The sequence below is a fragment of the Nocardioides sp. Z50_6 genome, assembly GCF_058215755.1.
In genome coordinates this window covers 28,228-49,325 of the sequence record NZ_JBZAJB010000007.1, presented here as the reverse complement: position 1 = coordinate 49,325, position 21,098 = coordinate 28,228, and the positions used below count along the sequence as shown (strand labels likewise).

The 21,098-nt window shown below is 70.4% G+C and carries 15 protein-coding genes, 4 tRNA genes and 1 riboswitch; of the genes, 11 read left to right on the top strand and 8 right to left on the bottom strand.

Going from position 1 to position 21,098, the window contains the following annotated elements; genetic code table 11:
• Positions 1 to 55 precede the first annotated feature (55 nt).
• Positions 56 to 3,361, top strand: a complete 3,306-nt coding sequence (gene lysX / locus AC4BGE_RS15870) for a bifunctional lysylphosphatidylglycerol synthetase/lysine--tRNA ligase LysX (protein ID WP_490575894.1) — start codon at positions 56 to 58, stop codon at positions 3,359 to 3,361.
• Between the two features lies 1 nt (position 3,362).
• Positions 3,363 to 4,826 carry a basic amino acid/polyamine antiporter gene (locus AC4BGE_RS15865; protein ID WP_490575893.1) on the top strand — a complete coding sequence of 488 codons (1,464 nt, stop codon included), beginning with the start codon at positions 3,363 to 3,365 and terminating at the stop codon, positions 4,824 to 4,826.
• Between the two features lie 7 nt (positions 4,827 to 4,833).
• Here AC4BGE_RS15865 and sppA read toward each other — a convergent pair whose 3' ends face one another.
• Positions 4,834 to 6,624, bottom strand: coding sequence for a signal peptide peptidase SppA (gene sppA, locus AC4BGE_RS15860; RefSeq protein ID WP_490575892.1), 1,791 nt, complete (start codon positions 6,622 to 6,624; stop codon positions 4,834 to 4,836).
• 144 nt (positions 6,625 to 6,768) lie between these two features.
• Positions 6,769 to 6,844: riboswitch (cyclic di-GMP riboswitch) on the top strand.
• Positions 6,845 to 7,061: 217 nt separating this feature from the next.
• Here sppA and AC4BGE_RS15855 point away from each other — a divergent pair.
• Genes AC4BGE_RS15855 through AC4BGE_RS15845 form a run of 3 tightly spaced genes read left to right on the top strand, consistent with a single transcriptional unit; the run spans position 7,062 to position 10,170 of the window.
• On the top strand, positions 7,062 to 8,288 hold the full coding sequence (locus tag AC4BGE_RS15855) for a PAS domain-containing sensor histidine kinase (protein WP_490575891.1): 1,227 nt from the start codon (positions 7,062 to 7,064) through the stop codon (positions 8,286 to 8,288).
• A gap of 23 nt (positions 8,289 to 8,311) precedes the next feature.
• Positions 8,312 to 9,151: a GGDEF domain-containing protein gene (locus AC4BGE_RS15850; protein ID WP_490575890.1), complete on the top strand. Its 840-nt coding sequence runs from the start codon at positions 8,312 to 8,314 to the stop codon at positions 9,149 to 9,151.
• A complete protein-coding gene (locus tag AC4BGE_RS15845; protein ID WP_490575889.1) occupies positions 9,148 to 10,170 on the top strand; it encodes a cobalamin B12-binding domain-containing protein in 1,023 nt (340 codons plus the stop codon). Before AC4BGE_RS15850 ends, AC4BGE_RS15845 begins: the two co-directional genes overlap by 4 nt.
• 146 nt (positions 10,171 to 10,316) lie before the next feature.
• On the opposite strand, the gene AC4BGE_RS15840 is transcribed toward AC4BGE_RS15845, so the two are convergent.
• From AC4BGE_RS15840 to AC4BGE_RS15830, 3 genes are all read right to left on the bottom strand, one after another.
• Positions 10,317 to 10,391, bottom strand: a tRNA-Val gene (locus tag AC4BGE_RS15840).
• Between the two features lie 15 nt (positions 10,392 to 10,406).
• Positions 10,407 to 10,480 (bottom strand) — tRNA-Cys (locus tag AC4BGE_RS15835).
• Between the two features lie 43 nt (positions 10,481 to 10,523).
• Positions 10,524 to 10,596 (bottom strand) — tRNA-Gly (locus AC4BGE_RS15830).
• Between the two features lie 134 nt (positions 10,597 to 10,730).
• On the opposite strand from AC4BGE_RS15830, the gene AC4BGE_RS15825 reads away from it, so the two are divergent.
• Positions 10,731 to 11,552: an aminotransferase class IV gene (locus AC4BGE_RS15825; protein WP_490575888.1), complete on the top strand. Its 822-nt coding sequence runs from the start codon at positions 10,731 to 10,733 to the stop codon at positions 11,550 to 11,552.
• 61 nt (positions 11,553 to 11,613) lie between these two features.
• Here AC4BGE_RS15825 and AC4BGE_RS15820 read toward each other — a convergent pair whose 3' ends face one another.
• Complete coding sequence (locus AC4BGE_RS15820) at positions 11,614 to 12,048, bottom strand: SsgA family sporulation/cell division regulator (RefSeq protein ID WP_489966282.1); 435 nt, start codon at positions 12,046 to 12,048, stop codon at positions 11,614 to 11,616.
• Between the two features lie 140 nt (positions 12,049 to 12,188).
• Here AC4BGE_RS15820 and AC4BGE_RS15815 point away from each other — a divergent pair, with 140 nt between their 5' ends.
• Positions 12,189 to 12,707, top strand: a complete 519-nt coding sequence (locus AC4BGE_RS15815; RefSeq protein WP_490571545.1) for a PGPGW domain-containing protein — start codon at positions 12,189 to 12,191, stop codon at positions 12,705 to 12,707.
• A 57-nt stretch (positions 12,708 to 12,764) separates the two neighbouring features.
• Positions 12,765 to 12,836: transfer RNA gene (locus tag AC4BGE_RS15810), tRNA-Val, on the top strand.
• 526 nt (positions 12,837 to 13,362) lie between these two features.
• On the opposite strand, the gene AC4BGE_RS15805 is transcribed toward AC4BGE_RS15810, so the two are convergent.
• Positions 13,363 to 13,587, bottom strand: a complete 225-nt coding sequence (locus AC4BGE_RS15805) for a hypothetical protein (RefSeq protein ID WP_490575887.1) — start codon at positions 13,585 to 13,587, stop codon at positions 13,363 to 13,365.
• 645 nt (positions 13,588 to 14,232) lie between these two features.
• Between AC4BGE_RS15805 and AC4BGE_RS15800 the strand changes: the two genes are divergently transcribed.
• Positions 14,233 to 15,558 carry a hypothetical protein gene (locus AC4BGE_RS15800; RefSeq protein WP_490575886.1) on the top strand — a complete coding sequence of 442 codons (1,326 nt, stop codon included), beginning with the start codon at positions 14,233 to 14,235 and terminating at the stop codon, positions 15,556 to 15,558.
• Positions 15,559 to 16,165: 607 nt separating this feature from the next.
• Here AC4BGE_RS15800 and AC4BGE_RS15795 read toward each other — a convergent pair.
• Positions 16,166 to 17,665 carry a hypothetical protein gene (locus tag AC4BGE_RS15795; RefSeq protein WP_490575885.1) on the bottom strand — a complete coding sequence of 500 codons (1,500 nt, stop codon included), beginning with the start codon at positions 17,663 to 17,665 and terminating at the stop codon, positions 16,166 to 16,168.
• 127 nt (positions 17,666 to 17,792) lie between these two features.
• The gene (locus AC4BGE_RS15790; RefSeq protein WP_490575884.1) at positions 17,793 to 18,029 is read right to left on the bottom strand and encodes a hypothetical protein; all 237 of its coding nucleotides are present in this window, start codon (positions 18,027 to 18,029) and stop codon (positions 17,793 to 17,795) included.
• A 10-nt stretch (positions 18,030 to 18,039) separates the two neighbouring features.
• On the opposite strand from AC4BGE_RS15790, the gene mobF reads away from it, so the two are divergent.
• Positions 18,040 to 19,701, top strand: a complete 1,662-nt coding sequence (mobF, locus tag AC4BGE_RS15785; protein WP_490575937.1) for a MobF family relaxase — start codon at positions 18,040 to 18,042, stop codon at positions 19,699 to 19,701.
• A 64-nt stretch (positions 19,702 to 19,765) separates the two neighbouring features.
• Positions 19,766 to 21,064: a TrwC relaxase gene (locus tag AC4BGE_RS15780; protein ID WP_490575883.1), complete on the top strand. Its 1,299-nt coding sequence runs from the start codon at positions 19,766 to 19,768 to the stop codon at positions 21,062 to 21,064.
• Positions 21,065 to 21,098: the final 34 nt, after the last annotated feature.

Genomic DNA, 21,098 nt, shown 5'->3' with positions numbered 1-21,098 from the left:
CCGGCAGAGCACGACGAGTGTCGAGCCCCGTCCGGGTGCCGGGGGAGGGTGGGGGATGGTGCTGCGCACCCCGGCCGACGACCGCTGGCCGGACCGGTTCGCCGGGGTGATGTTCGGCTTCGCCGCCCTCACCACCGTGGTGGCGCTCGTCCCCGCGTGGCACCGCTACTTCCTGCGCACCGACGACCTGGTCTCGTTGCTGACCATCCCGGTGGTCCCGAGCCTGGTCTACGCGGCCCTGCTGCTGGTCACCGGCGTCGGGCTCCGCCGGAGGCTGCGCGCCGCGTGGTGGGTGGTGCTCGTCTGGTGGCTCGGTCTTCCCGAGCTGGGCCGGGTCCAGTCGATGTCCCAGGGCGACAGGTTCACGGCCGCGCTCGTCGGGCTGGTGCTGGTGGGGGCGGCGATCGTCCTCGCGCTGCGGGTGCGCTCCCAGTTCGTGGCCCGGCAGGTGCCCGGCAGCGTGCTGGCGGCGTCGGCCGTGCTGCTGGTCGGTGGCCTGGTCACCGTCCTGGGTGGGGCGGTGCTGGTGGACCGGTTCGGCCGGTCTCCCGGGTACGGCGACGCGGTCGTCCACGTCCTCGACTCGATGCTGCTCGACCTGGGCCGTGCCGGGCTGCACAGCGACGCCTCGGCCCCGTGGTGGGTCCGGCTGCTGGTCGGCGCGCTCGGCGCCGCGGTCGTCCTGGGGGCCACGCTGATCCTGTTCCGTCCGCCACGCGACACCCGCACCCTCGGGGTGGCCGACGAGGCCAGGGTCCGGGCGCTGCTGCGCGACTTCGGCGACCACGACTCCCTGGGCTACTTCGCCACCCGCCGGGACAAGGCGGTGGTCTGGGACACCGGGGCGCCGGAGACCGCGCGTGCCGGGATCTCCTACCGGGCCGTGGGCTCGGTCAGCCTGGCCAGCGGCAACCCGGTCGGGGACCCGGCGTACTGGCCCGACGCGATCGCCCGGTGGCGGGCCGAGGCCCGGGCCAGCGGCTGGTCGGTGGCGGTGATGGGGGCGGGCCACGAGGGTGCGCTGGCGCACGCGGACGCGGGGATGACGATGCTCGACCTGGGCGACGAGGCGGTGATCGACCTCGGCTCGTTCTCGCTGAACGGGCCGGGGATGAAGGGGGTGCGGCAGTCGGTCGCCCGGCTCCGCCGGCGCGGCTACACCACCCGGGTGGTGCGGCACGCGAGCCTCACCGAGGCCGACTTCGCCGAGCTCGGGCGGGCGGCGGCGTCCTGGCGGGGCGACGGCGGCGACGAGCGCGGCTTCTCGATGGCGCTGGGGCGGCTCGGCGACCCGCTGGACGGGAACTGTGTGCTGGTCCAGGCCCGCGACGCCGAAGGCGCGCTGCGCGGCTTCCTCACCTTCGTCCCGTGGGGGCGGGCCGGGCTCTCGCTGGACCTGATGCGCCGTGACCCCACGGCGGACAACGGCCTGGTCGAGCTGATGGTGGCCAGCCTCGCCGCCGAGTCGGCGACCTTCGGGGTCGGGCCGGTCTCGCTCAACTTCTCGATGTTCCGGGAGGCCTTCGAGCGCGGGGCCGAGATCGGCGCCGCCCCGGTCGCCCGGCTGTGGCGGCACGCGCTGATGCTCGCCAGCAGGAACTGGCAGCTGGAGTCCCTCTACCGTTCCAACGCGAAGTACCTGCCGCAGTGGCAGCCGCGCTACCTCGGCTACGAGTACGCCTCCGACCTCCCGCGGGTCGGCACGGCGGCGGGCAGCGCGGAGGGGTTCCTCACCACCCCCTCGGTCGCCCGGCTGCGACGGCGTGCCGACCGGGACGGGGGGCTGGAGAGCGGCGGGGCCGAGCACGCCGCCGCCGTCCTGGCGCTGATCCCACCGGCGCCCGACGTGGTGGCCGAGGCGGTCTCGCCCGACCGCCTGCCCGAGCAGATGCGGGTGCGCCGGGACAAGCTGGACCGGATCCGGGAGATCGGGATCGACCCCTACCCGGTGACCGCGCCGCGCAGCCACACCTTCGCGGAGGTCCGCGGCCTGGTCGACCCCGACCTCGCCGCCGGGTCGGAGACGGGGATCGAGGTCTCGGTGGCCGGCCGGGTGATGCTCAAGCGCGACATGGGACACCTCGGCTTCGCCACGCTCCGCGACGGCAGCGGCGACCTCCAGGTGATGGTCGACGCGCAGCACCTCCCGGCGCCCGAGCTGGCCTTCTGGGAGCACTCCATCGATCTCGGCGACCACGTGAGCGTCACCGGGGAGGTCGTCACCACCCACCGCGGCGAGCTCTCCGTGCGCGCCCGGAGCGTGGTGCTGACCAGCAAGGCGCTGCGGCCCCTGCCCGACAAGCACCGGGGGCTCACCGACCCGGAGGCCCGGGTGCGGCACCGATACGTCGACCTGATCGTGCGCCCCGAGTCGCGCACCACCGCCTACCGGCGCGCCACCGTCGTCCGCAGCATCCGCGACTCGCTCCGGGCCCGGGGGTTCACCGAGGTGGAGACGCCGGTGTTGCAGACCGTCCACGGAGGTGCGAACGCCCGGCCTTTCGAGACCCACATCAACGCCTACGACATGGACCTCTACCTGCGCATCGCCACCGAGCTGCACCTCAAGCGGCTGGTGGTCGGGGGCATGGAGAAGGTCTTCGAGGTGGGCCGCCAGTTCCGCAACGAGGGTGCCGACTTCAAGCACAACCCGGAGTTCACCTCCCTGGAGGTCTACGAGACCTACGGGGACTACGACACGATGCGGGTCCTCACCCAGGAGCTGATCCAGGAGGCCGCCACCGCAGTGCACGGCGCTCCGGTCGCCCGGCGTGCCGACGCCGACGGCCACGTCCGCGAGTACGACCTGTCGGGGCAGTGGCCGGTCATGACCGTCTGTGAGGCGGTCTCGGCGGCCCTCGGCGAGGAGATCACCACCGCCACTCCGCTGATGGTCCTGGCCAAGCACGCCGAGCGGATCGGGCTGGAGCTCGACCTGGACGCCGCCTGGGGCTCCGTCCTGGAGGGGCTCTACGACGAGCTCTGCGAGGGGCAGACCACCACCCCGGTCTTCTACACCGACTTCCCCCGGGAGAACGCCCCGCTGACCCGGCCGCACCGGCACGACCCCCTGCTCTCGGAGAAGTGGGACCTGGTGCTCTTCGGCGCGGAGCAGGGGACGGCGTACTCCGAGCTGGTCGACCCGGTCGAGCAGCGTCGGCGGCTGGTGGAGCAGTCCCTGCTCGCGGCCGCCGGCGATCCCGAGGCGATGCAGGTCGACGAGGACTTCCTCGAGGCCCTGGAGTACGGCATGCCGCCGACCGGGGGGATGGGCCTGGGGGTCGACCGGCTGGTGATGAACCTGACCGGCCTGAGCATCCGCGACACGATCCTGTTCCCGCTCGTCAGGCCACAGCGCTGACATGACGACGACTCCGAGCAAGGACGCGGGGACCGCGGCTCCCCGCGCCCAGAAGGTCTCCGTCCTCACCCTGGCCGGCCTGGTGGTCGGCTCCATCGTGGGCGGCGGCGTCTTCACCCTGCCGGCCAACCTCGCGGGCGTCACCGGCGTGTGGGGGGCGGCCGTCGCATGGAGCATCGCCGGGCTCGGCATGCTGATGCTCTGCCTGGTCTTCCAGTCGCTGGCCCTGCGGCGGCCCGACCTCGACGACGGCATCTACGTCTATGCCCAGGACGGCCTGGGCAACTACGCCGGCTTCAACGCCGCCTGGGGCTACTGGGCCGGCAACGTCGTCTCGTGCGTGTTCTACCTGACCTTCGCGATGACCAGCCTCGGCACCTTCTTCCCCGGTCTCGGGCAGGGCAACACGGTGCTCGCGGTGATGCTCAGCTCGGTGGTGGTGTGGGTGCTGCACGCGCTGATCTCGCGGGGCATCCGGCAGGCGGTGGTGGTCAACCGCATCGTCACCATGGCCAAGGTGGTGCCGATCATCGTCTTCGTCCTGATCGCGTCCTTCGCCTTCGACCCGCAGGTCTTCGCCGACAACCTGTGGGGTGAGGGGCCGCGGACGGGCGGCACCCTCTTCGAGGAGGCCAAGGACTCGATGCTGGTGGTCACCTTCGTCTTCCTCGGCATCGAGGGGGCCAGCATCTACTCCCGGCTGGCGCGCCGCCGCGAGGACGTCGGCCGGGCCACCCTGCTGGGCTTCCTGAGCACCCTGGCGCTCTTCGCCTCGGTCACCCTGGCCTCCTACGGCGTGCTGCCCCGGCGTGAGCTGGCGGCGGCCGAGCAGCCCTCGATGGGGGGAGTCCTGGAGGCGGTCGTGGGGACGTGGGGCGACGACCTGATCAACATCGCGGTGATCATCTCGGTGCTCGGGGCCTACCTGGCCATGAACCTGGTCGACGCCGAGACGCTCTACATGCCGGCCCGCACCGCGGTGATGCCGCGCTTCCTGACCCGGGTGAGCCGCAGCGGGACGCCCATCGCGGCCCTGATCACCACCAACGTCTCCATCCAGCTCTTCCTGCTGCTGGTGCTGATCACCCAGGACGCCCTCGAGGTGATGCTCAAGCTGGCCACCACGCTCACCGTGGTGCCCTACCTCCTGGTCGCGACCTACGCCCTCAAGCTGGCCGTGACCCGGCGCAGCTACGGCGCCGACGAGGAGCGCACCCGTCACCGGGACCTCGCGATCGCGACGGTGGCCGTCGCCTTCGCGATCTTCCTGCTCTTCGCCGCGGGTCCCAGGTACTTGCTGTTCAGCTCCCTGATCTACGCGCCGGGCACCCTGCTCTACCTGCGCGCGCGCCACGAGCGCGGCGAGGTGGCCTTCACCCGCCCCGAGCTGCTCGTCTGCCTGCTGCTGTGGGCGGGCGCGGGTATGGGCGTCTTCGGGGTGGTGACCGGGACCCTGCGGCTGTGACGCGCGCTCAGCCGGGGAGCAGGCCGGGCAGGTGCAGCGGCGGCAGGCTCAGCACCCCGGCGTACGGCCTGCCCCAGAGGGCGCCGAGCTCGGGCAGCGCCCGCCGCCACAGCGCCGGACCCTCGCCGACCGTCAGGCCGGCGGCGAGCGCGGGCAGGCCCGTGGTGGCGGGGGAGAGACGCGCCTCGACCGACTCCGAGCTCTCCCGCGGGAACAGGCCCTGCAGCGGACGGTGCCGCGGGATGCTGCGCACCTCGGTCTTGCGCCGGTCGACGCGGGCCAGCCGGCAGGCCTCGTCGACGGCCGCGTCGAGGCCGCCGAGCGTGTCGACCAGGCCGTGCCGCTGGGCGTCGGCGCCCGACCAGACCCGGCCCCGGGCCACGGCGCGCAGCTGCTCGACGTCCATGGAGCGGTCGGCGGCGGCCTTGGCGGTGAAGTCGGCGTAGACCTCGTCGAGCCAGGCGTCGAGCACCGCCAGCTCGTCGTCGTCGAAGGGGCGGTTGGAGGAGAACATCGCCGCGCGGGGGGACCCGGCGAGGGTCTCGCGGGTGATCCCGATCCTGGCCAGTCCCTCGCGCAGCACGTTCTTGCCGGCCAGCACCCCGATGGAGCCGGTGATGGTGCCGGGGCTGGCCAGGATCGTGTCGCAGGGCATGGCGATGTAGTAGCCCCCGGAGGCGGCGACCGAGGCCATCGAGGCGACCACGGGGGTGCCCGACTCCCGCAGCACCTGGATCTCGCGCCGGATCACGTCGGAGGCGATGTAGGAGCCACCGGGGGAGTCGATCCGCAGGACCACGGCCTTCACGTGCTCGTCGCGACCGGCGGCGCGCAGCGCCGCGGTCAGCGGCTCAGACCCGACCGAGGCACCGGAGAGCGGAGAACCGCCGTCCCCGCGCCCCAGGTTGATCGGCCCCGTGGCCTGGATCAGCCCGATGATCGGCTTGTGGCCCGGCAACCTCGTCAACTCCGGGAGGAGGCCGTCGAACCGGCCGGCGCCGTGGCGCTCGACGTAGCGCAGCGTGGGCTCGGCGCCCCCGGCCCGTGCCCGCATCACCTCGTAGGCCTGGTCGCGGTAGCCGAGCACGTCGACCAGGCCACGTTCGCGTGCGTCCTCGGCGCGCAGGGGCGCCACGGCCAGGACGGCCCGGACGGCGTCGCGGGTCAGCCCGCGATCGCCGGCGACGTCGGTGACCAGGGACTCGGTGGTCGACTCCAGGAGCCGGGTGAGCATCTCCCGGTGCGGCTCGGACATCTCGGTGCGCATCAGCATGTCGGCGGCGGTCTTGTACTCGTGGCGCTGCGAGAGCTGCGGCTGGACGCCGAGCTTGTCCAGGGCCCCGCGCAGGAAGGCCGCCTCGCCGGCGAAGCCCACCAGGCCCACCGCGCCGCTGGGCTGGAGCCAGACCTCCTCGAAGGCGGCCGCCAGGTGGTAGCCGGTGTTGCCGGGGCCGAGCTCCCCGAAGGTCGGGCTCCAGGCCAGCGTCGACTTCCCGGCGGCGCGGAAGGCGGCGACGGCCGAGCGGAGCTCCGCGGACTGCGCCATCGTCAGGGGAGCGTCGCCGACGGTCGCGATCAGGCCGATCACGTCCGGGTCCGTGGCCGCGTCGGCGAGGTGCTCGACGAGCGTGCGCAGCAGCGGGGTGTGCAGGGCCCGCAGCGCCTCCACCGGACTGCCCGGGGGGCTCTCGGCCACGCCGCGGCCCAGGTCGAGCTCGAGCAGGACCTTCTCCCGCGCACCGCGCAGCGGGGTGTGGCGGAGGACGGGGCGCAGGACGGCGGGAGTGGGGAGCCTCATGGACTGAGCGTAGGTGGCGGGACAACCGCGACGTATCGGGCGATTCGCCGGACAGTGGCAGGGGGCCGTGACACCGTGACGGGTGAGACGGGGAGCGGTGCACCCGCGAACCGGATCCTGATGACAGGCCACGCGTCTGGTGTCAGTGCGAAAGGGCAAACCCGATGTGAGTCGGGGACGCAAAGCCACGGGGCCCACCAGGGTCAGCCGGGTTACCGAACACACGGTCCTCGTCGTGCCCGTGCGGGTTGATCACCCGCACGATCGGCTGTCTTCAGGCGCCCGGGGACCAGCGCCACAGGAAGCTGGTCGTCCCCCGCGAACGCCTCCCACCCTGACCCGCAGGGTGCGCCGGTCCGTGCGAGGGTGCACTCGCTGCCTGACGTCGCCACGCGCGCGCCCACATGTCACACCGCCCCGTCCGTAGGAGAAGAACAGTGCCCGGCAGCATCTTGGCCGTCTCGACCGATGCCAGAGGAGTGGTGTCGTGGTGCAACGCGGCGGTCGAGGCCCTGGTGGGGCGACCGCGAGCCGAGCTCGTCGGCAGGCCCTTCCCGATGGACATCTTCGAACCCGACGAGCTGGAGCGACGCGCGTCCGCAGCCGGGGTGCCGCCCGGCCCCGGGCTCTTCGTGGTGGACCCCGCGCGGTACGACCGCCGCCGCCACCCCGCCGTGCACCTGGGGGACCTCGACCGTCGTCGGGCCGAGCCTGAGGCCGGCCCGGACCCTGCCTCCGCGGGGGTGCCGGCCGACGGGGGGCCGGTCGCGACGACCAGCTCGTGGGACATCAGAGGAGCAGACGGCAGCCGTCGCGTCTTGTCGGTGAACGTTCAGCCGCTGCTCGGCTCCTCCGGTGGGGTCAGCGGGTACTTCGCGCAGGCCCTCGACGTGACCGAGGAGCGGCGCACCGGCGAGCTGCTGGCCCAGGCGCTGCTCCGCGAGCAGCAGGCGGCCCAGCGGCAGGTCGAGCTCGAGCGGCTCCGCGAGGACTTCGTGACCACCGCAGGGCACGAGCTCAGGACCCCGCTGACCAGCATCCTGGGGTTCTTGGAGCTGCTCGAGCACGGCGTCGACGACCAGGAGCGCCGCACCCGGTTCGCCGATGCCATCCGGCGCAACGTGGGCCGGATCCAGCACCTGGCCCAGAGCCTGGTCACGCTCTCGGACACCAAGTCCGAGCGGACCCCGGCCACGGGACTCGTCGACCTGCGCGACGTGTCGCAGTCCGTGCTGACGAGCCTACCGAGCCTGCCGAACCCGCCGGGACCGGGCAGCGTGGTCCCGGAGCTGGTGTGTCCCGACCACCCCGTCGTGGTGCACGGCGAGGCCGCGAGGCTCGAGCTGCTGGTGCGTCAGCTGGTCGAGAACGCCGTGACGTTCACACCTCCCGGCGGCCGTGCGGTCTGCCGGGTCGCGGAGTTCGCGGGGACGGCCTCGATCGAGGTGTCGGACACCGGGCCGGGTGTTCCTCGCGCCGAGCTCCCGCACCTGTTCACGCCGTTCTTCCGCGGTGCCGCCTCCCAGGACCTGCCGGTCGCCGGCCCGGGCCTGGGGCTCAGCATCGCCGCCGCGGTGGCCGAGGAGCACGGAGGCCGGATCCTGGTCTCCGACAACACGCCCCGCGGCTCCGTCTTCACCGTCCGGTTCCAGGCCGCGCCATGAGGGAGCGCCGTGGTGGACCCCGCGTGCAGCACCCCGCAAGGGTGCCCGCGCTCTGCCATGATGGCGGCATAGACAGCAGCCCGCGCGAGCCCGTCGGCTCTCCACCTGGCGATGACCAGTCGTCGCTCGTCCTCGACGCGACTCGACGCCTGCTGTGGGCCGCCGACGTCGAGGCCGTCCTGGCCACCGCCAGGGACCTGGTCAAGGACCTGGGCGGCTCGCTCGTACCCCTGGGGGACGACCACGCCGACGCCCTGGCGGTGGACCTGGCGCTCGGCACCGGAGCGCCGGTGCTGGCCACCGCGCCGCCCGGGAGCGCCGCGCGGGAAGCCCTGGAGCGACAGCTCCCCATGTTCGTCCGGGACGCCTACCGGGCCCTGGAGCTGCTCGACCGGTCTCAGCGCTTCGCCGACGAGGCGACGCGTGACCCGCTCACGGGGCTGTGGAACCGCCGCATGCTGACCAGGCTCCTGCCGCGCATCCGCCAGGGGACGATCGTGGCCCTCGACCTCGACCACTTCAAGCGCGTCAACGACTCGGGGGGGCACGAGGCCGGCGACCGGGTGCTGCGCGACTTCGCGATGGCGCTCTCCGCGACCGCCAGGAGCGCGGACTACGTGGCCCGGACGGGCGGCGAGGAGTTCCTCGTCGTGCTGCGCAGCCCGGAGCCCCAGCCCTTCCTGGAGCGGCTCCGGCTGGCCTGGCAGTCGACCCGGCACGACCCGGTGACCTTCTCGGCCGGCACGGCGGCGATCCACGGACGCGCCCAGGAGGCGGTCGTCGCCGCCGACCGGGCCCTCTACCGCGCCAAGCGGGCGGGGCGCGACTGCTGGTTCGCCGCCGATCCCGAGGACTACCCGTGACTCGGCCGCCCGGCGCGGTCACCGACGCGCTGGTGGACCGCTACCTCGAGCTGGCGCGCGCCGGCGACCTCGCCGCGGCCCGCGGACTCGTCGTCCGGCTGATCGACCAGGGGGCGGGACTGGAGTCGGTCCTCCTGGACCTGCTGGGTGCCGCGCAGCGTGAGGTGGGCCGCCGGTGGCAGCGCAACGAGTGGTCGGTGGCCGACGAGCACCTGGTCACCGGACTCACCACGAGGGTGCTCGACTCGGTGGTCGCGGGCGTCCCGGCCGTCGAGGAGAGCCGCGGGCACGTCCTGGTGGTGTGCGCCGAGGGTGACTGGCACTCGCTGGCCGTGCAGCTGGTCGCCGAGATCCTCCGGCTCCGCGGCTGGGACGCCAGCTGTCTGGGTGCCTCGACCCCGGCCGCCCACGTCGCGGCCTACCTGGACCGGCGGCCCGCAGCGGCGGTGATCGTCTCCTGCAGCCTGCCCCTCTCCTTCGCGGGGGTGCGGCGGGTCGCCGGCGTCGCCCACGAGCGGGCCATCCCGGTCCTGGCCGGGGGCCGGGCCTTCGGGTCGGACCCGCGCCGGGCCGCGACGCTGGGCGCCGACGGCTGGGCCCTCCAGGCCGAGACGGCGGCCGAGATCCTCGAGTCCTGGGCGGACGCGCCGCCGGAGACGGCGGAGGCGGCGCCCGTCCCGGCGGCCTACGACGTGCTCGAGGGCCGGGCGCCGGACCTGGCACGTCTCGCCCACGAGCGGCTCGGGCGTCTCGCACCGGCCGTCGCGGACTACGACCCGGAGGCCGGCCGGCGGACGCGGGAGGACCTCGTCTACATCATCAGGTTCCTCGCCGCCGCCCACCTGGTCGACGACGAGGCGGTGCTCTCCGAGTTCGTGCCGTGGCTCGCCGAGCTGCTGGCGGCACGCGGGGTGCCCCGGGTCGCGCTGACGGCCGGGCTGGGGGCGGTGCGCGACGTGCTGGCCGTCGAGGTGCCCGAGGTGGGGGAGCTGGCCCGCCGCGGGCTCGTCCTGCGCTGACCGCGGTTGCCGGGCGCCCTCGTCGGCCAGGGAGACCGGGCGGGGGCTGGTCGCGCTCACCCAGGGCCGGCCGTTGCGGCCCTGGCCGGGAATGCAGAACGGCCGGCTTCCCTGTCGGGAACCGGCCGTGCTGAGCGTGAATCTGCTGGTGGGCGATACTGGGTTTGAACCAGTGACCTCTTCCGTGTCAAGGAAGCGCGCTACCGCTGCGCCAATCGCCCAGGTCTTGAATTTTGTGGAGGTGGGTACGGGATTTGAACCCGTGTACACGGATTTGCAGTCCGTTGCCTCGCCTCTCGGCCAACCCACCGCGTGAGGTCCTCCAGGGAAGGACCGGTGGAAAGACCTCTCCGAGCGGACAACGAGACTCGAACTCGCGACCTCAACCTTGGCAAGGTTGCGCTCTACCAACTGAGCTATGTCCGCCTGCGCTCACAACCGGTGAACCGGCCGTTCGTGCGAGCAGAACAGTAGCCGATGGTCGGGGGGGTGCCAAACTCGGGGGTCCGCAGGGAGTGTTCCGGGGCACTGGCGGGTCGGCGATCTTTAGAGTGCCGATCATGCGCACCTGGATCGACGGCCGCCTCCTCGAGGACCCGACCGGACCGGCTCTGGCCGTGACCGACCACGGCTTCACCGTGGGCGACGGCGTCTTCGAGGCGGTGAAGGTGGTCGACGAGACGCCGTTCGCGCTGACCCGGCACCTGGAGCGGCTGGCGCGGTCCGCGGAAGGGCTGGGGCTGCCGCCGGTCGACGACCGTCTGGTGCGCCAGGCGATCGCCGAGGTGCTGGCGGCGGAGCCGCTGGAGTTGGGGCGGCTGCGCATCACCTACACCGCCGGTGCGGCGCCCCTGGGGAGCGGTCGGGGGCACGACGAGCCCACCCTGGTGGTGGTGGCCGCCCCCATGGACCCGACGCCGGCGGTCACGCAGGTGGTGACCGTGCCCTGGCCGCGCAACGAGCGCGGCGCACTGGCCGGCCTCAAGACCACGTCGTACGCCGAGAACGTCGTCGCCCTGGCTCACGCTCACGAGCAGGGGGCCAGTGAGGCGATCTTCGCCAACCTGGCCGGTCACCTCTGCGAGGGCACGGGCTCCAACGTCTTCTACGTCGTCGACGGCGAGCTGCGCACGCCGACGCTGGCCTCGGGGTGCCTGGCCGGGGTGACGCGCGCGCTGCTGCTGGAGTGGTTCGGCGGGCGGGAGGTGGACGAGCCCATGGAGGTGGTGGACACGGCCAGCGAGGTCTTCCTCGTCTCCACCACGCGTGACGTGCAGGCGGTGGACCGGTGGAACGACCGTGCGTTGCCCGCGCCGGGTCCCGTCACCCGGGAGGCGGCGCGGACCTGGGCCGAGCGGGAGGCGGCGGACGTCGACCCGTGAGTCCACCAGGGGGACCATTCTCGGGCCCTGACGCCCTGAGGGCGTGGCCGAGAGGCGTAGGTCAGTGGGCGAGCAGCTGGGTGATGATGGCGTCGAGTCGCAGGAACTGGGACTCCTCGCCGGCGGGCACCACGTTGAACGAGCGACGGACGAAGCGGCGCACCTCGCGGGCGCTCGCGCGGGTCACGAGGTGGCCGTCGGGGGAGCTGAGCTCCACCACCACGACCTCGCGCCCGTGCTCGTCGGTGCTGGGGAGGACGTGCACGTCTCCGACGCCCGCGGAGGCGCAGACCCCCTCGGCCAGCAGCTCGCGGCTGAAGGTCCAGGGCAGCTCGCCCTCCGGGGTGAGGAAGGTGATCGTGACGGCGAACGGGTCGTCCTCGCGGTAGGAGAAGACGGTCTCCAGATCGTGCCCGCGACCCAAGGAGTCGACGCACTGCATCGTGATCTCCTGCTCGACTGCGCCAGCGACTCGACGGTCGTACTTGCTCGCCATGATGTCCTCCACTGCTGTCCTGATGCAGTAGTAACGCATTCCCGAAGCACTCTTGGGTAGTAAACGTCAAGATTTATATAGGGGAACTTCGACTTTGTGTCCGATCGGTCAGACCCAGCCCACCCGTTAGGCTCATCGCCGTGAGCGAAGAGCTGTCCAAGGGTCCCGCCGCTGATGTCTTCGCGCGCGAGGGCGTCGACGACGGCGTCCACGCCCCAGAGCTCGACTACGGGCCGCACTGGTTGCGACGGCTCCACGCCCGCGCCCACGCCAACCCGGTCACCGGGCTGATCACCAAGATGGTGGTCACGTGCGTCGGCACCGTGGTGATCGTCGCCGGGCTGGTGATGATGATCGCCCCCGGTCCGGGCATCGTCGCCATCATCCTCGGCTTCGTCATCCTCTCCACCGAGTGGGACTGGGCCGACCGGGTCGTCGATCGACTGCGCGACTACGCGCACCGTGCAACCGAGAAGGCGCGCCAGATGGACCCCGCGGTCAGGCGTCGCCGGATCGGCCTCGCGGTGCTGGGCGCCGTCACGGTGGCGGGTGCGGTGTCGGCCTACCTCGGCACCTACGGGTGGCCCCACTTCGCGGTTGACGGGTGGGACGAGGTCCAGGGCCTGTTCGGCGTCGTGCCCGAGCTTCCCGGCATGTGACCCGGCCCGGATGTGAGTCCGCCGCTGCCATGCGCTAGTGTTTCCGCCGCACCACGCGGGCGATTGGCGCAGTGGTAGCGCGCTTCGTTCACACCGAAGAGGTCACTGGTTCGAACCCAGTATCGCCCACCGCACCCTGAACCGCCTCTGACCTGCGAGAGCAGGCTTCAGAGGCGGTTTTCATTTCGGGCGCCGTGGTCTCTACGTGGTCTTAGGATCAGTCACCAGTGGGCGGCGGGCATGCGCTGAAACGCCGCTTCGAGGTCTTCGAGCCGGATCGGAATGTTGCGTCACCCACACTGATAGGCGGGGATCGTGCCGTCGCTGATCCGCCGCCTCATCGTCTTGGCTGAGACCGCCATGACCGCTGCGGCCTCGTCAACGCTGACGTAGATGGGCAGAGGTCGGCCGCGGTGCGCCTGCTGGGCGGAGATCCGTGGTCTGGGTGTGTGAGGCGTCATCTGGGGCTCTGTCGCGTGCCGGGTTTGATGGAGCCTCCACTGAACCCGGCCCGCGACAGCGGGCCAGGCAGGCGCTGCGACCCTCGTCGCGGGCCAACCTTGTGGGTGCCCGGATCCCTGCGATCAGACGTGCGGTACGTTCAGTGGCACCGTCGGGAGGCTTCCGCGGGAAAGCCCCGCTCCGCGGGTCCCCGTCAGTCGTACTTGGGGTGGTTGTTCATCTCGAACATGCCGTTCGAGCAGCGGTAGAGCACGGCGTTGTTGACGGAGTCTCTCTCGGTCGTCTCGAACCAGCCTTCGCCGTGCGCTTCCTCGCACGGGTCGGAGAAGCAGCCGGTGAGGGTCACGTTCGACCCGAGCACCAGGGCGGCGGTGAGAAATAGCGACCAAGCCGAATGTGGTGTGGTGCGGCGCGTCATGAGGTCCCCCTGGGTGCTTGTGGCTAGCGACGAGAGCGTAGGTGCCGGCGCGACAGGCCGTCCGAGGATCGGCCGAATCCGCTCCGTTCCGGCCCTTGGGCGCGCCGCGGATGCGGCGGTTCGTCGAAGTGCGTGCACCCCTCCGGGACTGGCACAGTCCTTCGGGTGCCATCTCAAGGGTCCTCGAGATGGCGGTGAAGTGTCAGGAGGGTTTGTTGACCGGGCGCACGGTGCCGGTGCCGGGGCCCACGGTCTCGGCTGCGAAGTGCTGCTCGTTGATCTTCGGGGCGAGGGCGTGCTGGTATGCGGTCTCGGCGGTGGCGATGGCTGCGTTCCGGGCTGCCTTGGCGGTGCGGATTTTTTTGGTGAGTACGGCCTTGGCCTTCTTCGTGGCTCGCTTGCGGGCCTTGGAGGAGTTGTGACGCTTGGCCTTGACGCGGGCCTTCTTGTGGGCGCGCTTCGCGGTCTTCTTAGCCTAGGTGAAGGCGTTTTCGGCAGCCGAGGTGGCGGCGACGCGGTTAGCGGCAGCGTCGGCGCTCTCTTGGGCGGTCGGCTGGGATGCGGTGCGCTTCACTCCGGCGAGGGCGCGCACGCCGGATCTGTCGGTCCCGGCCGCTAACGTGGCGTTCCTGACCGAGGAGATGTATGAACAACGCCGGCGGCACGATGGTGCCTATCTGGACCCTATCCACTGCGGACGGTGCTTCCGTACCAGCTTTGGCCGCCGACGGCGGGCTCACTCCCGAACGCCTCACCGAACTTCGCACCGCCCTGGCTGCGTTCGCGTCCGCGCCACTGGTAACCCTGGAGGCACACCCGCTTCCCGCGCGCCGTGAGCGGTCGACGGGGTTGACGCTCCACGCGACCAGCCCGCTCGCCAAAGAACTCTCCCGACTCGTGGCCGCCGACGCACCGAAGCTACCCGCGGTCGCCCAGGTCGCGGAGTCGGGCGAGGTGCTCTACCGCATGGTCGTTCCGGCAAGGGTGGCTGCCGAGTTTGGCAAAGGGATGGTCCAACCGATGGCCTCCAAGGCTGCCGACAAGGGCCTCTATGGCGACCTCGTCGGCGACCTTGCCGGTGGCACCGCCAAGACCGTTGTCGCGAAGGCGACGTTCGTCCCTGTACCGGCCGCATCCGCTGGCGCGACCGGCACCGCGGTCGGGGCCACGGCAGGCACCGCAGCAGCAGGCACGGCGATGACCGTGGCCGCCCCTCTCGTGCTGATGGCGGTCGCCGTCGGTGCGAGCGCGTATGCCGACCAAGGACGTCAAAGAGCGATCGAGGAGATCACTGAGCTACTCGAGAAGCTTCACAACGACGCCCTGGACAGGGAGCGCAGCGAGTTGGACGGCTGCCGCGACGCCATCGAGAAGGCGACGGCTCTCTTGCTTGACCGCGGCCGAATCGGCGCGTCCCTCGGTCTCGACTCGGCTGTTCACTCAATCAGCACCGCGACCCGCAATGCCGAGCGTCGCGTGTTGAAGTGGGAGGCGGCCCTCGACGCCGTCGTCGAGAACCGCGTCGAGGCGTCGGAACTCGAGACGATGTTCCCGGGAGTGACCGACGATGGCGGCGAGTTTCGCGCTCACGTCGCGCTGGCCGCGCTCGCCATCGCGCTCAAGCGCCGCGTCGTTGTGCTGCAGGCCGTAGAGGCCGGTCAGAGCGACGAGGCGAACCCTTTCGGGAGCTTCGTCCAAAGCCTCAAGGAGGACCAGCGGAAGATTGACGAGCTAGAGGCACGCGTGCACACAGTGCTCCTGCGCCTGGCGTCGCTCGAACTGCGCCCGCCGAAGCGGCTCATCGACAAAGTCATGACGCGCAAGCAGGTCGAGACCCTGCTTGACACCTCGTACCGTCTCCGAGCTCTGAGCTCTGGCTACAACGCCGCAACTCGGGCCACCGACATTGTCATCGAGATCGAGAAGCACAACGACGGTACGTTGCTCGTATTGCCATCACGCAGTTCCTGATCCCAAACGTGGGCGATACAGGGGCCAAGGCCATGCCCGTTGGGCGGCGTCCGAACGGTTGCGGGCACTAGCACGTCGCCGCCAACAAGCGACCGGCCAATAGCACTGGCACGAAACTCCTAGCGGTCTCGAGTTGCGTCGCCGTGCGTCATTCGCGGTGGAAAGACGCACTCATCGCGCTACAGTCGGTCAACGTCTGACGAGGGGACAGCGCAGTGGGGCTCTTCAGCAGCGGTGGCATCAGTAGTGCCAACACGTACGCGCGGCTTGCTACCGAGAAGAACACGCGAGAGATCGCGAAGGCACTCAAGAATCAGGCGACGACCGTCCAGAACGACTCGGCGCGAGTTCAGTGGTGCATCGACAGGATCCAAGAATTGAACGCCGAGGTGATGCGCCTTCGTGCCGAGGTTGAACGACTGTCGCAGCCTCGGTCCTGAAGCGCCCAACTCGCGGTGGAAAGACGCGGTTGGCGAGCGCGATGCGCAGGCATGGTCAGTGTCGAAACTGGTCGGGCGGTCACTCGTACGCTGACCCAGGGGGAACGCAGGGGGAACGTTGCGTTTCCGCAGGTCAGGCACGTTCCCCCGAAAGAACTCGAGATGGTTCAAGCAGGCAGGTGAAGGGTGTAGGGGATACCCAACTCCTCCAGACGGTCCAGCACCCTCGGGCTCGCCCCAAGCTTGTTGCTGTAGCCGCTTGGGTAGAAGTGCCAATGGACGCCTTCGATGTTTCCGCTCCGGAGAAGGTAGGCGTCGGATTCGATCTGTCTCGAGAGCCCCGAGCTCCAGACGTTGTAGCCGACCTTTGACTCGTGAGCTACGCCGTCCGCGACGACATCGAAGCGTCGAACCGTGAGGTTGCAGACTACGACGCAATCTCTGGTCGACGCGACGACCTGAGTACTGGTCGTGGAGCCTGTTGCTTTCAGGGTCGCCTCGAGGTGTCTTTCACCCGCTGGTCCATTTGGGAAGAACGTCGCGGGGGGACCGTTCACGTGGGTTGGTCGCTTCATGGCAGCTGCTACTGCGTCAAGGTTCGTCTTTCCCTTCCCGAGTTGGAGAAGGGCTTTGTCGCTGGCGCCGGCGACCCGCAGGTCGTCCCAGCTCCTGTAGATCGCCTTCGAAGCGTTGACCTTGATGACGTTGGGAAGCTTCGCGATCCCCACGATGATGGCTACGGTTGCGGCAGCCAGTTCGGGGTTCCTAGCGACGAACTTGGCCGCCTTCCCGGGAACGGCGACAGCGTCCCCGACGTCGGGGAGAACACCTATCGCGCTGTAACCGGAGCCCACCCAGTCCGATCGGATCGCCGATCCGATCGCATCACGGAGGTCAGCGATGCCGCCGACGATCCAGCCCACTCCTGGGAGGAGGCTGGCACCGCCTGAAGAGAGGTTGCCAGCTAGCCAAGCCAGAGTGTCCTCACGATTGAGATCGCCCAGGAATGCGCCCTTCGCGAAGTCCACGGCATAGGCCGTCTTGCTCACCTTGACGTCCGGGGACAACGGATCCAACCCCTGGTCCTGGGAGTTCGCATCCTCGAATCCATCGTTGAAGCCGTCCCCATCGGTGTCGGCGATCTGAGGATCCGTCCCGACCATCTCGACTTCCGGCCCATCATCGAGACCGTCGTCGTCGGTGTCCCAGTCGAGGGGATCCAGAGTCAGGTCCGTCTCGTCCCCGTCCTCGAGCCCGTCCCCGTCCGTGTCAGACGTCAGCGGATTGGAGTAGCCGACATAGACGTTCCCGTCCCCTTGGCCCGCAACGCGAGCGCCAGCTTCAAGACCGTCAGACAAACCGTCGCCGTCCGTATCCATCTTGCTGGGGTCCGTCCGGAAACTCTCTCCAGCTTGTGTGGTCCACCCTGACGCCTCTACTTCATCGTCCAATCCATCGCCGTCCGAGTCGGACACGGACGCCGAAGAAGCCTCTCGGTCCTTGGCGTCGTCGCCGGGGCTCCCGCCATCCCATGGACTGAACTTGATGGCCACGCCAGCGACAACCAGGAGGATTGATGCAAGAGCGAGCAGCATCCGCCGCCTAGCTCTACGGCCCTTGAGCTTCCTCGTGTGGGTCGGCTCTGACTCGCCAGGTTCGTCAGCCATGGCCGATCCGATGGGTTCCGTCACCCAGCGAGTGTCCTGCAATTCTCTGCGAGTCCGCTGGAAAACAGATGGTCCCGGGGCAGGTCAGTCCCTGTCCGCGGCCTCGGCGCGTCTTTACCGAGCGCGGCTACCCGGTGCGTCGCGGCCGTGGCCCGTGACCGCCCCAGTTCTTGTCGCGGACTACTTGAGTGGTGCGCTCCGGTAGTTCGATGGGTGGCAGTTCGTCGTCGCGGCGGTTGAATACCCTTTCGTTCAGGTCCCGGTCGGCCTTCTCATCGTCGTCCGTGGACTTCTCCGCCTGGATCAGATCGAGCTGGGCGACCTCGTCGTACGGCGCCGCGTAGTAGGCGACTCGAGCCGTCACCCAGGAGCGGATCGTTGCCGCCCATCACGCTGCAGTCGCAGACGTCATGGCACTCTTCGAACGAGAGGTCGCCGCCACTCGTGCCGGCATTTCCGATGCCGACGGCGCCGTGGCCCAGGTCGACGTGGCTGGCGTCGCCGCCGTCGCCTACGACCATTTCGACTCGAGGGCCGGCGACCCGCAACTCCACACCCACGTCGTCATCGCCAACAAGGTCCTCACCGTCATGGACGGCCGGTGGCGCAGCCTCCACGGACGCCCGGTGTTCGCCTCACGTACCGGCCTGTCGGCGCACTACGACGCACTCCTGACGGACCGGCTGTCGCGCGACCTCGGCATCGAATGGGAGCTGAGGCAGCGTGGACCCGACCGGAATCCTCGATGGGAGATCGCGGGCGTGACGGATGACCTGATCGCCGAGTTCTCCAGCCGCACCCGCGAGATCGAGCTCAAGAAGGACGAGCTCATCGCCGAGTACGTCGCTCGCCACGGCCGGAGGCCCTCGGCGAGGACGATCGTCGAGCTCCGGGCCCAAGCCACGCTCGCTACGCGCCCGGCGAAGGAGGTCCGGTCGCTCGCCGACCTCACCGCGGGTTGGCGGCAACGAGCCGCAGAGCGGTTGGGGACCGAGCCCACCGGGTGGTGCCAGTCGGTGATCGGTCGAGAGGGCGACCTCCTGACAGCGGAGGACGTGCCGCTGGCTGCGATCGAGGCGATCGGTGCCGAGGTGGTCGCGGCGGTCTCTGTGAAGCGGGCCGTGTGGACGCACTGGAACCTGATGGCCGAGGCGGCGAAGCAGACCATGGTTCTGAGGTTCGCGACGACCGAGGACCGCGAGGCCGTCGTCGGCCTCATCGTGGACGCGGCCCAGGCACGCTCCGTAGTCCTGACGCCGCCGGAGCTCGCCCTCAGCCCGGTCCGGTTCCAGCGCGAGGACGGCACGAGCCGGTTCCGTCCGCGGCATGGCGAGAAGTACTCCTCGATCGCAGTGCTCGAGGCCGAAGCGCGACTGTTGGCACGCGCCGAGAAGCTGACCGCGCCCACGGTGTCAGCTGGGATCGCTCGGCGAGCAAAAGGCCATGGCACGGTCTCACTGACCGTGCAGCAGCGGCGTGCGGTGGAGAGCGTCTGTCACTCAGGGCGCCAGGCCGACCTTCTCGTCGGGCCCGCCGGGGCTGGCAAGACCACGACTATGAGAGCGCTCCGCGCGGCCTGGATGAGCGAGCACGGGCGGGGGAGTGTCGTCGGTCTGGCCCCGTCTGCCGCCGCAGCCCAGGCGCTGGCCGACGACCTCGGCGTCGCGTGCGAGAACGCGTCGAAGTGGCTCCACGAGTACGACCACGGCCGGACCGAACTCCGCCGGAGTCAATTGATGATCGTCGACGGGGCGACTCTCGCCGACACGGTGACGCTGGATCGGCTCACGGGGATCGCCGCAGTTGCGGGCGCCAAGGTGCTGTTGGTCGGTGACCCGCACCAACTTCAGTCCGTGGATGCAGGCGGAGCCTTCGCACTCCTCGTCGACCGGCGTACGGACGCCCCGGAGTTGAGGGAGATCCATCGGTTCGCCAACCAGGGAGAAGGAGACCTCCCTTGCGCTGAGCCGGGGAGACATCCAGGTCATCTCGGCGTACGGCCGCCACGAGCGGATCCGCGAGGGCCTCACCGATGAGATGGTCGATGCCGCGTACGTCGCTTGGCGCGCAGATTGCGCAGTTGGGCGCGCCAGCATCCTTGTGACGGAGTCAGCGCGGGACGTTCGCGCGCTCAACGAACGCGCCCGGGCCGAGCGGCTGCTCCTGGACGGCGCCGTCGATCATCGCGAGGCACAACTGGTCGACGGCTGCCGAGCCTCGGTGGGAGACGTCGTCATCACGCGTCAGAACGACCGCAGTATCCGGACCACGCGAGGTGGGTGGGTGAAGAACGGCGACCGCTGGCTGGCCACCGACATGCGGCGGGACGGCTCTGTCGTCGTCAAGCGCCTCGGCGACGACGGTCGGCGAACAGTTCTGCCGCCGGAGTACGTCGCCGAGCACCTCGACCTGGGCTACGCCGTCACCGCGCATCGCGCTCAGGGCGTCACCGTCGACACGGCGCATGTCGTCGGGACCCCATCCACAACCCGGGAGAACCTCTACGTCTCGATGACGCGTGGCCGGGCTTCGAACATCGCGTACGTCGCCCTCGACCAGCCCGACGACAGCCACACGACACCTGAGTCTGACGACGTCACCGCTCGGACGGTTCTGTACGGCGTCCTCCAGCACAGCGGCGCCGACCTGTCGGCCACGCAGACGATCGAGGCCGAGTACGAGATCCACGGAGGCATAGACCGTCTGGCCGCCGAACTCGAGACGATCGCGGCCGACGCTCAGCACGACCGCTTCGTCGACCAACTCAGCCGCTCCGGCCTGACCGCCGAGCAGCATGCCGCGGTCGTCGAGTCGACGGCCTTCGGCCCGCTCGCAGCAGCGCTCCGCCGCGCTGAGGCGTACCACCACGATCTCGAGGCGCTGTTGCCGCGAGTGGTAGACCGCCACGGCCTCGATGACGCGGACGACATCGCTGCGGTTCTTCGCTACCGAGTCGACAAGCTTGCAGCGACTCCGCCGCGCGGTTGCCACCTCCGCCCGCGACTGGTCGCCGGTCTCATCCCCGAGCCACTCGGCCCGATGTCAGCCGAGGACCGACAGGCCATCGACGAACGGAAGGAACTGATCGAGTCGCGGGCACGCGCCCTTGCCGAGGACGCGGTCGCCGGCCGCAAACCGTGGGCCCGGCGACTCAGATCGCGCCCGGTCGGTGCGGGCTCTAATGATGCCTGGCCCGACGCCGCGGCGACGGTTGCGGCGTACCGCGACCGCTACAGGATCACCTCAGACCTGCCCATTGGCGGCAGCACGACGAGTGACGCTCAGCGGGCGGATCGTCAGCGCGCCCTTGCTGCTCTCCGCGTCCCCGCATCGCCACGGTCTGCCGAGTGCTCGCCTGCCGCGCCTCTGCTCGAGGCAAGAGCCGCGTCGGGTCCATAGGTCGACAGGCGCCGCACCTTTCCACAGGCCACTC

Excerpts from the sequence above, each read along its gene's own strand:
- lysX (WP_490575894.1), top strand. The coding sequence starts at position 56 with ATGGTGCTGCGCACCCCGGCCGACGACCGCTGGCCGGACCGGTTCGCC.
- AC4BGE_RS15865 (WP_490575893.1), top strand. The coding sequence starts at position 3,363 with ATGACGACGACTCCGAGCAAGGACGCGGGGACCGCGGCTCCCCGCGCC.
- sppA (WP_490575892.1), bottom strand. The coding sequence starts at position 6,624 with ATGAGGCTCCCCACTCCCGCCGTCCTGCGCCCCGTCCTCCGCCACACC.
- AC4BGE_RS15825 (WP_490575888.1), top strand. The coding sequence starts at position 10,731 with ATGCGCACCTGGATCGACGGCCGCCTCCTCGAGGACCCGACCGGACCG.
- AC4BGE_RS15820 (WP_489966282.1), bottom strand. The coding sequence starts at position 12,048 with ATGGCGAGCAAGTACGACCGTCGAGTCGCTGGCGCAGTCGAGCAGGAG.
- AC4BGE_RS15805 (WP_490575887.1), bottom strand. The coding sequence starts at position 13,587 with ATGACGCGCCGCACCACACCACATTCGGCTTGGTCGCTATTTCTCACC.
- AC4BGE_RS15800 (WP_490575886.1), top strand. The coding sequence starts at position 14,233 with ATGAACAACGCCGGCGGCACGATGGTGCCTATCTGGACCCTATCCACT.
- AC4BGE_RS15795 (WP_490575885.1), bottom strand. The coding sequence starts at position 17,665 with ATGGCTGACGAACCTGGCGAGTCAGAGCCGACCCACACGAGGAAGCTC.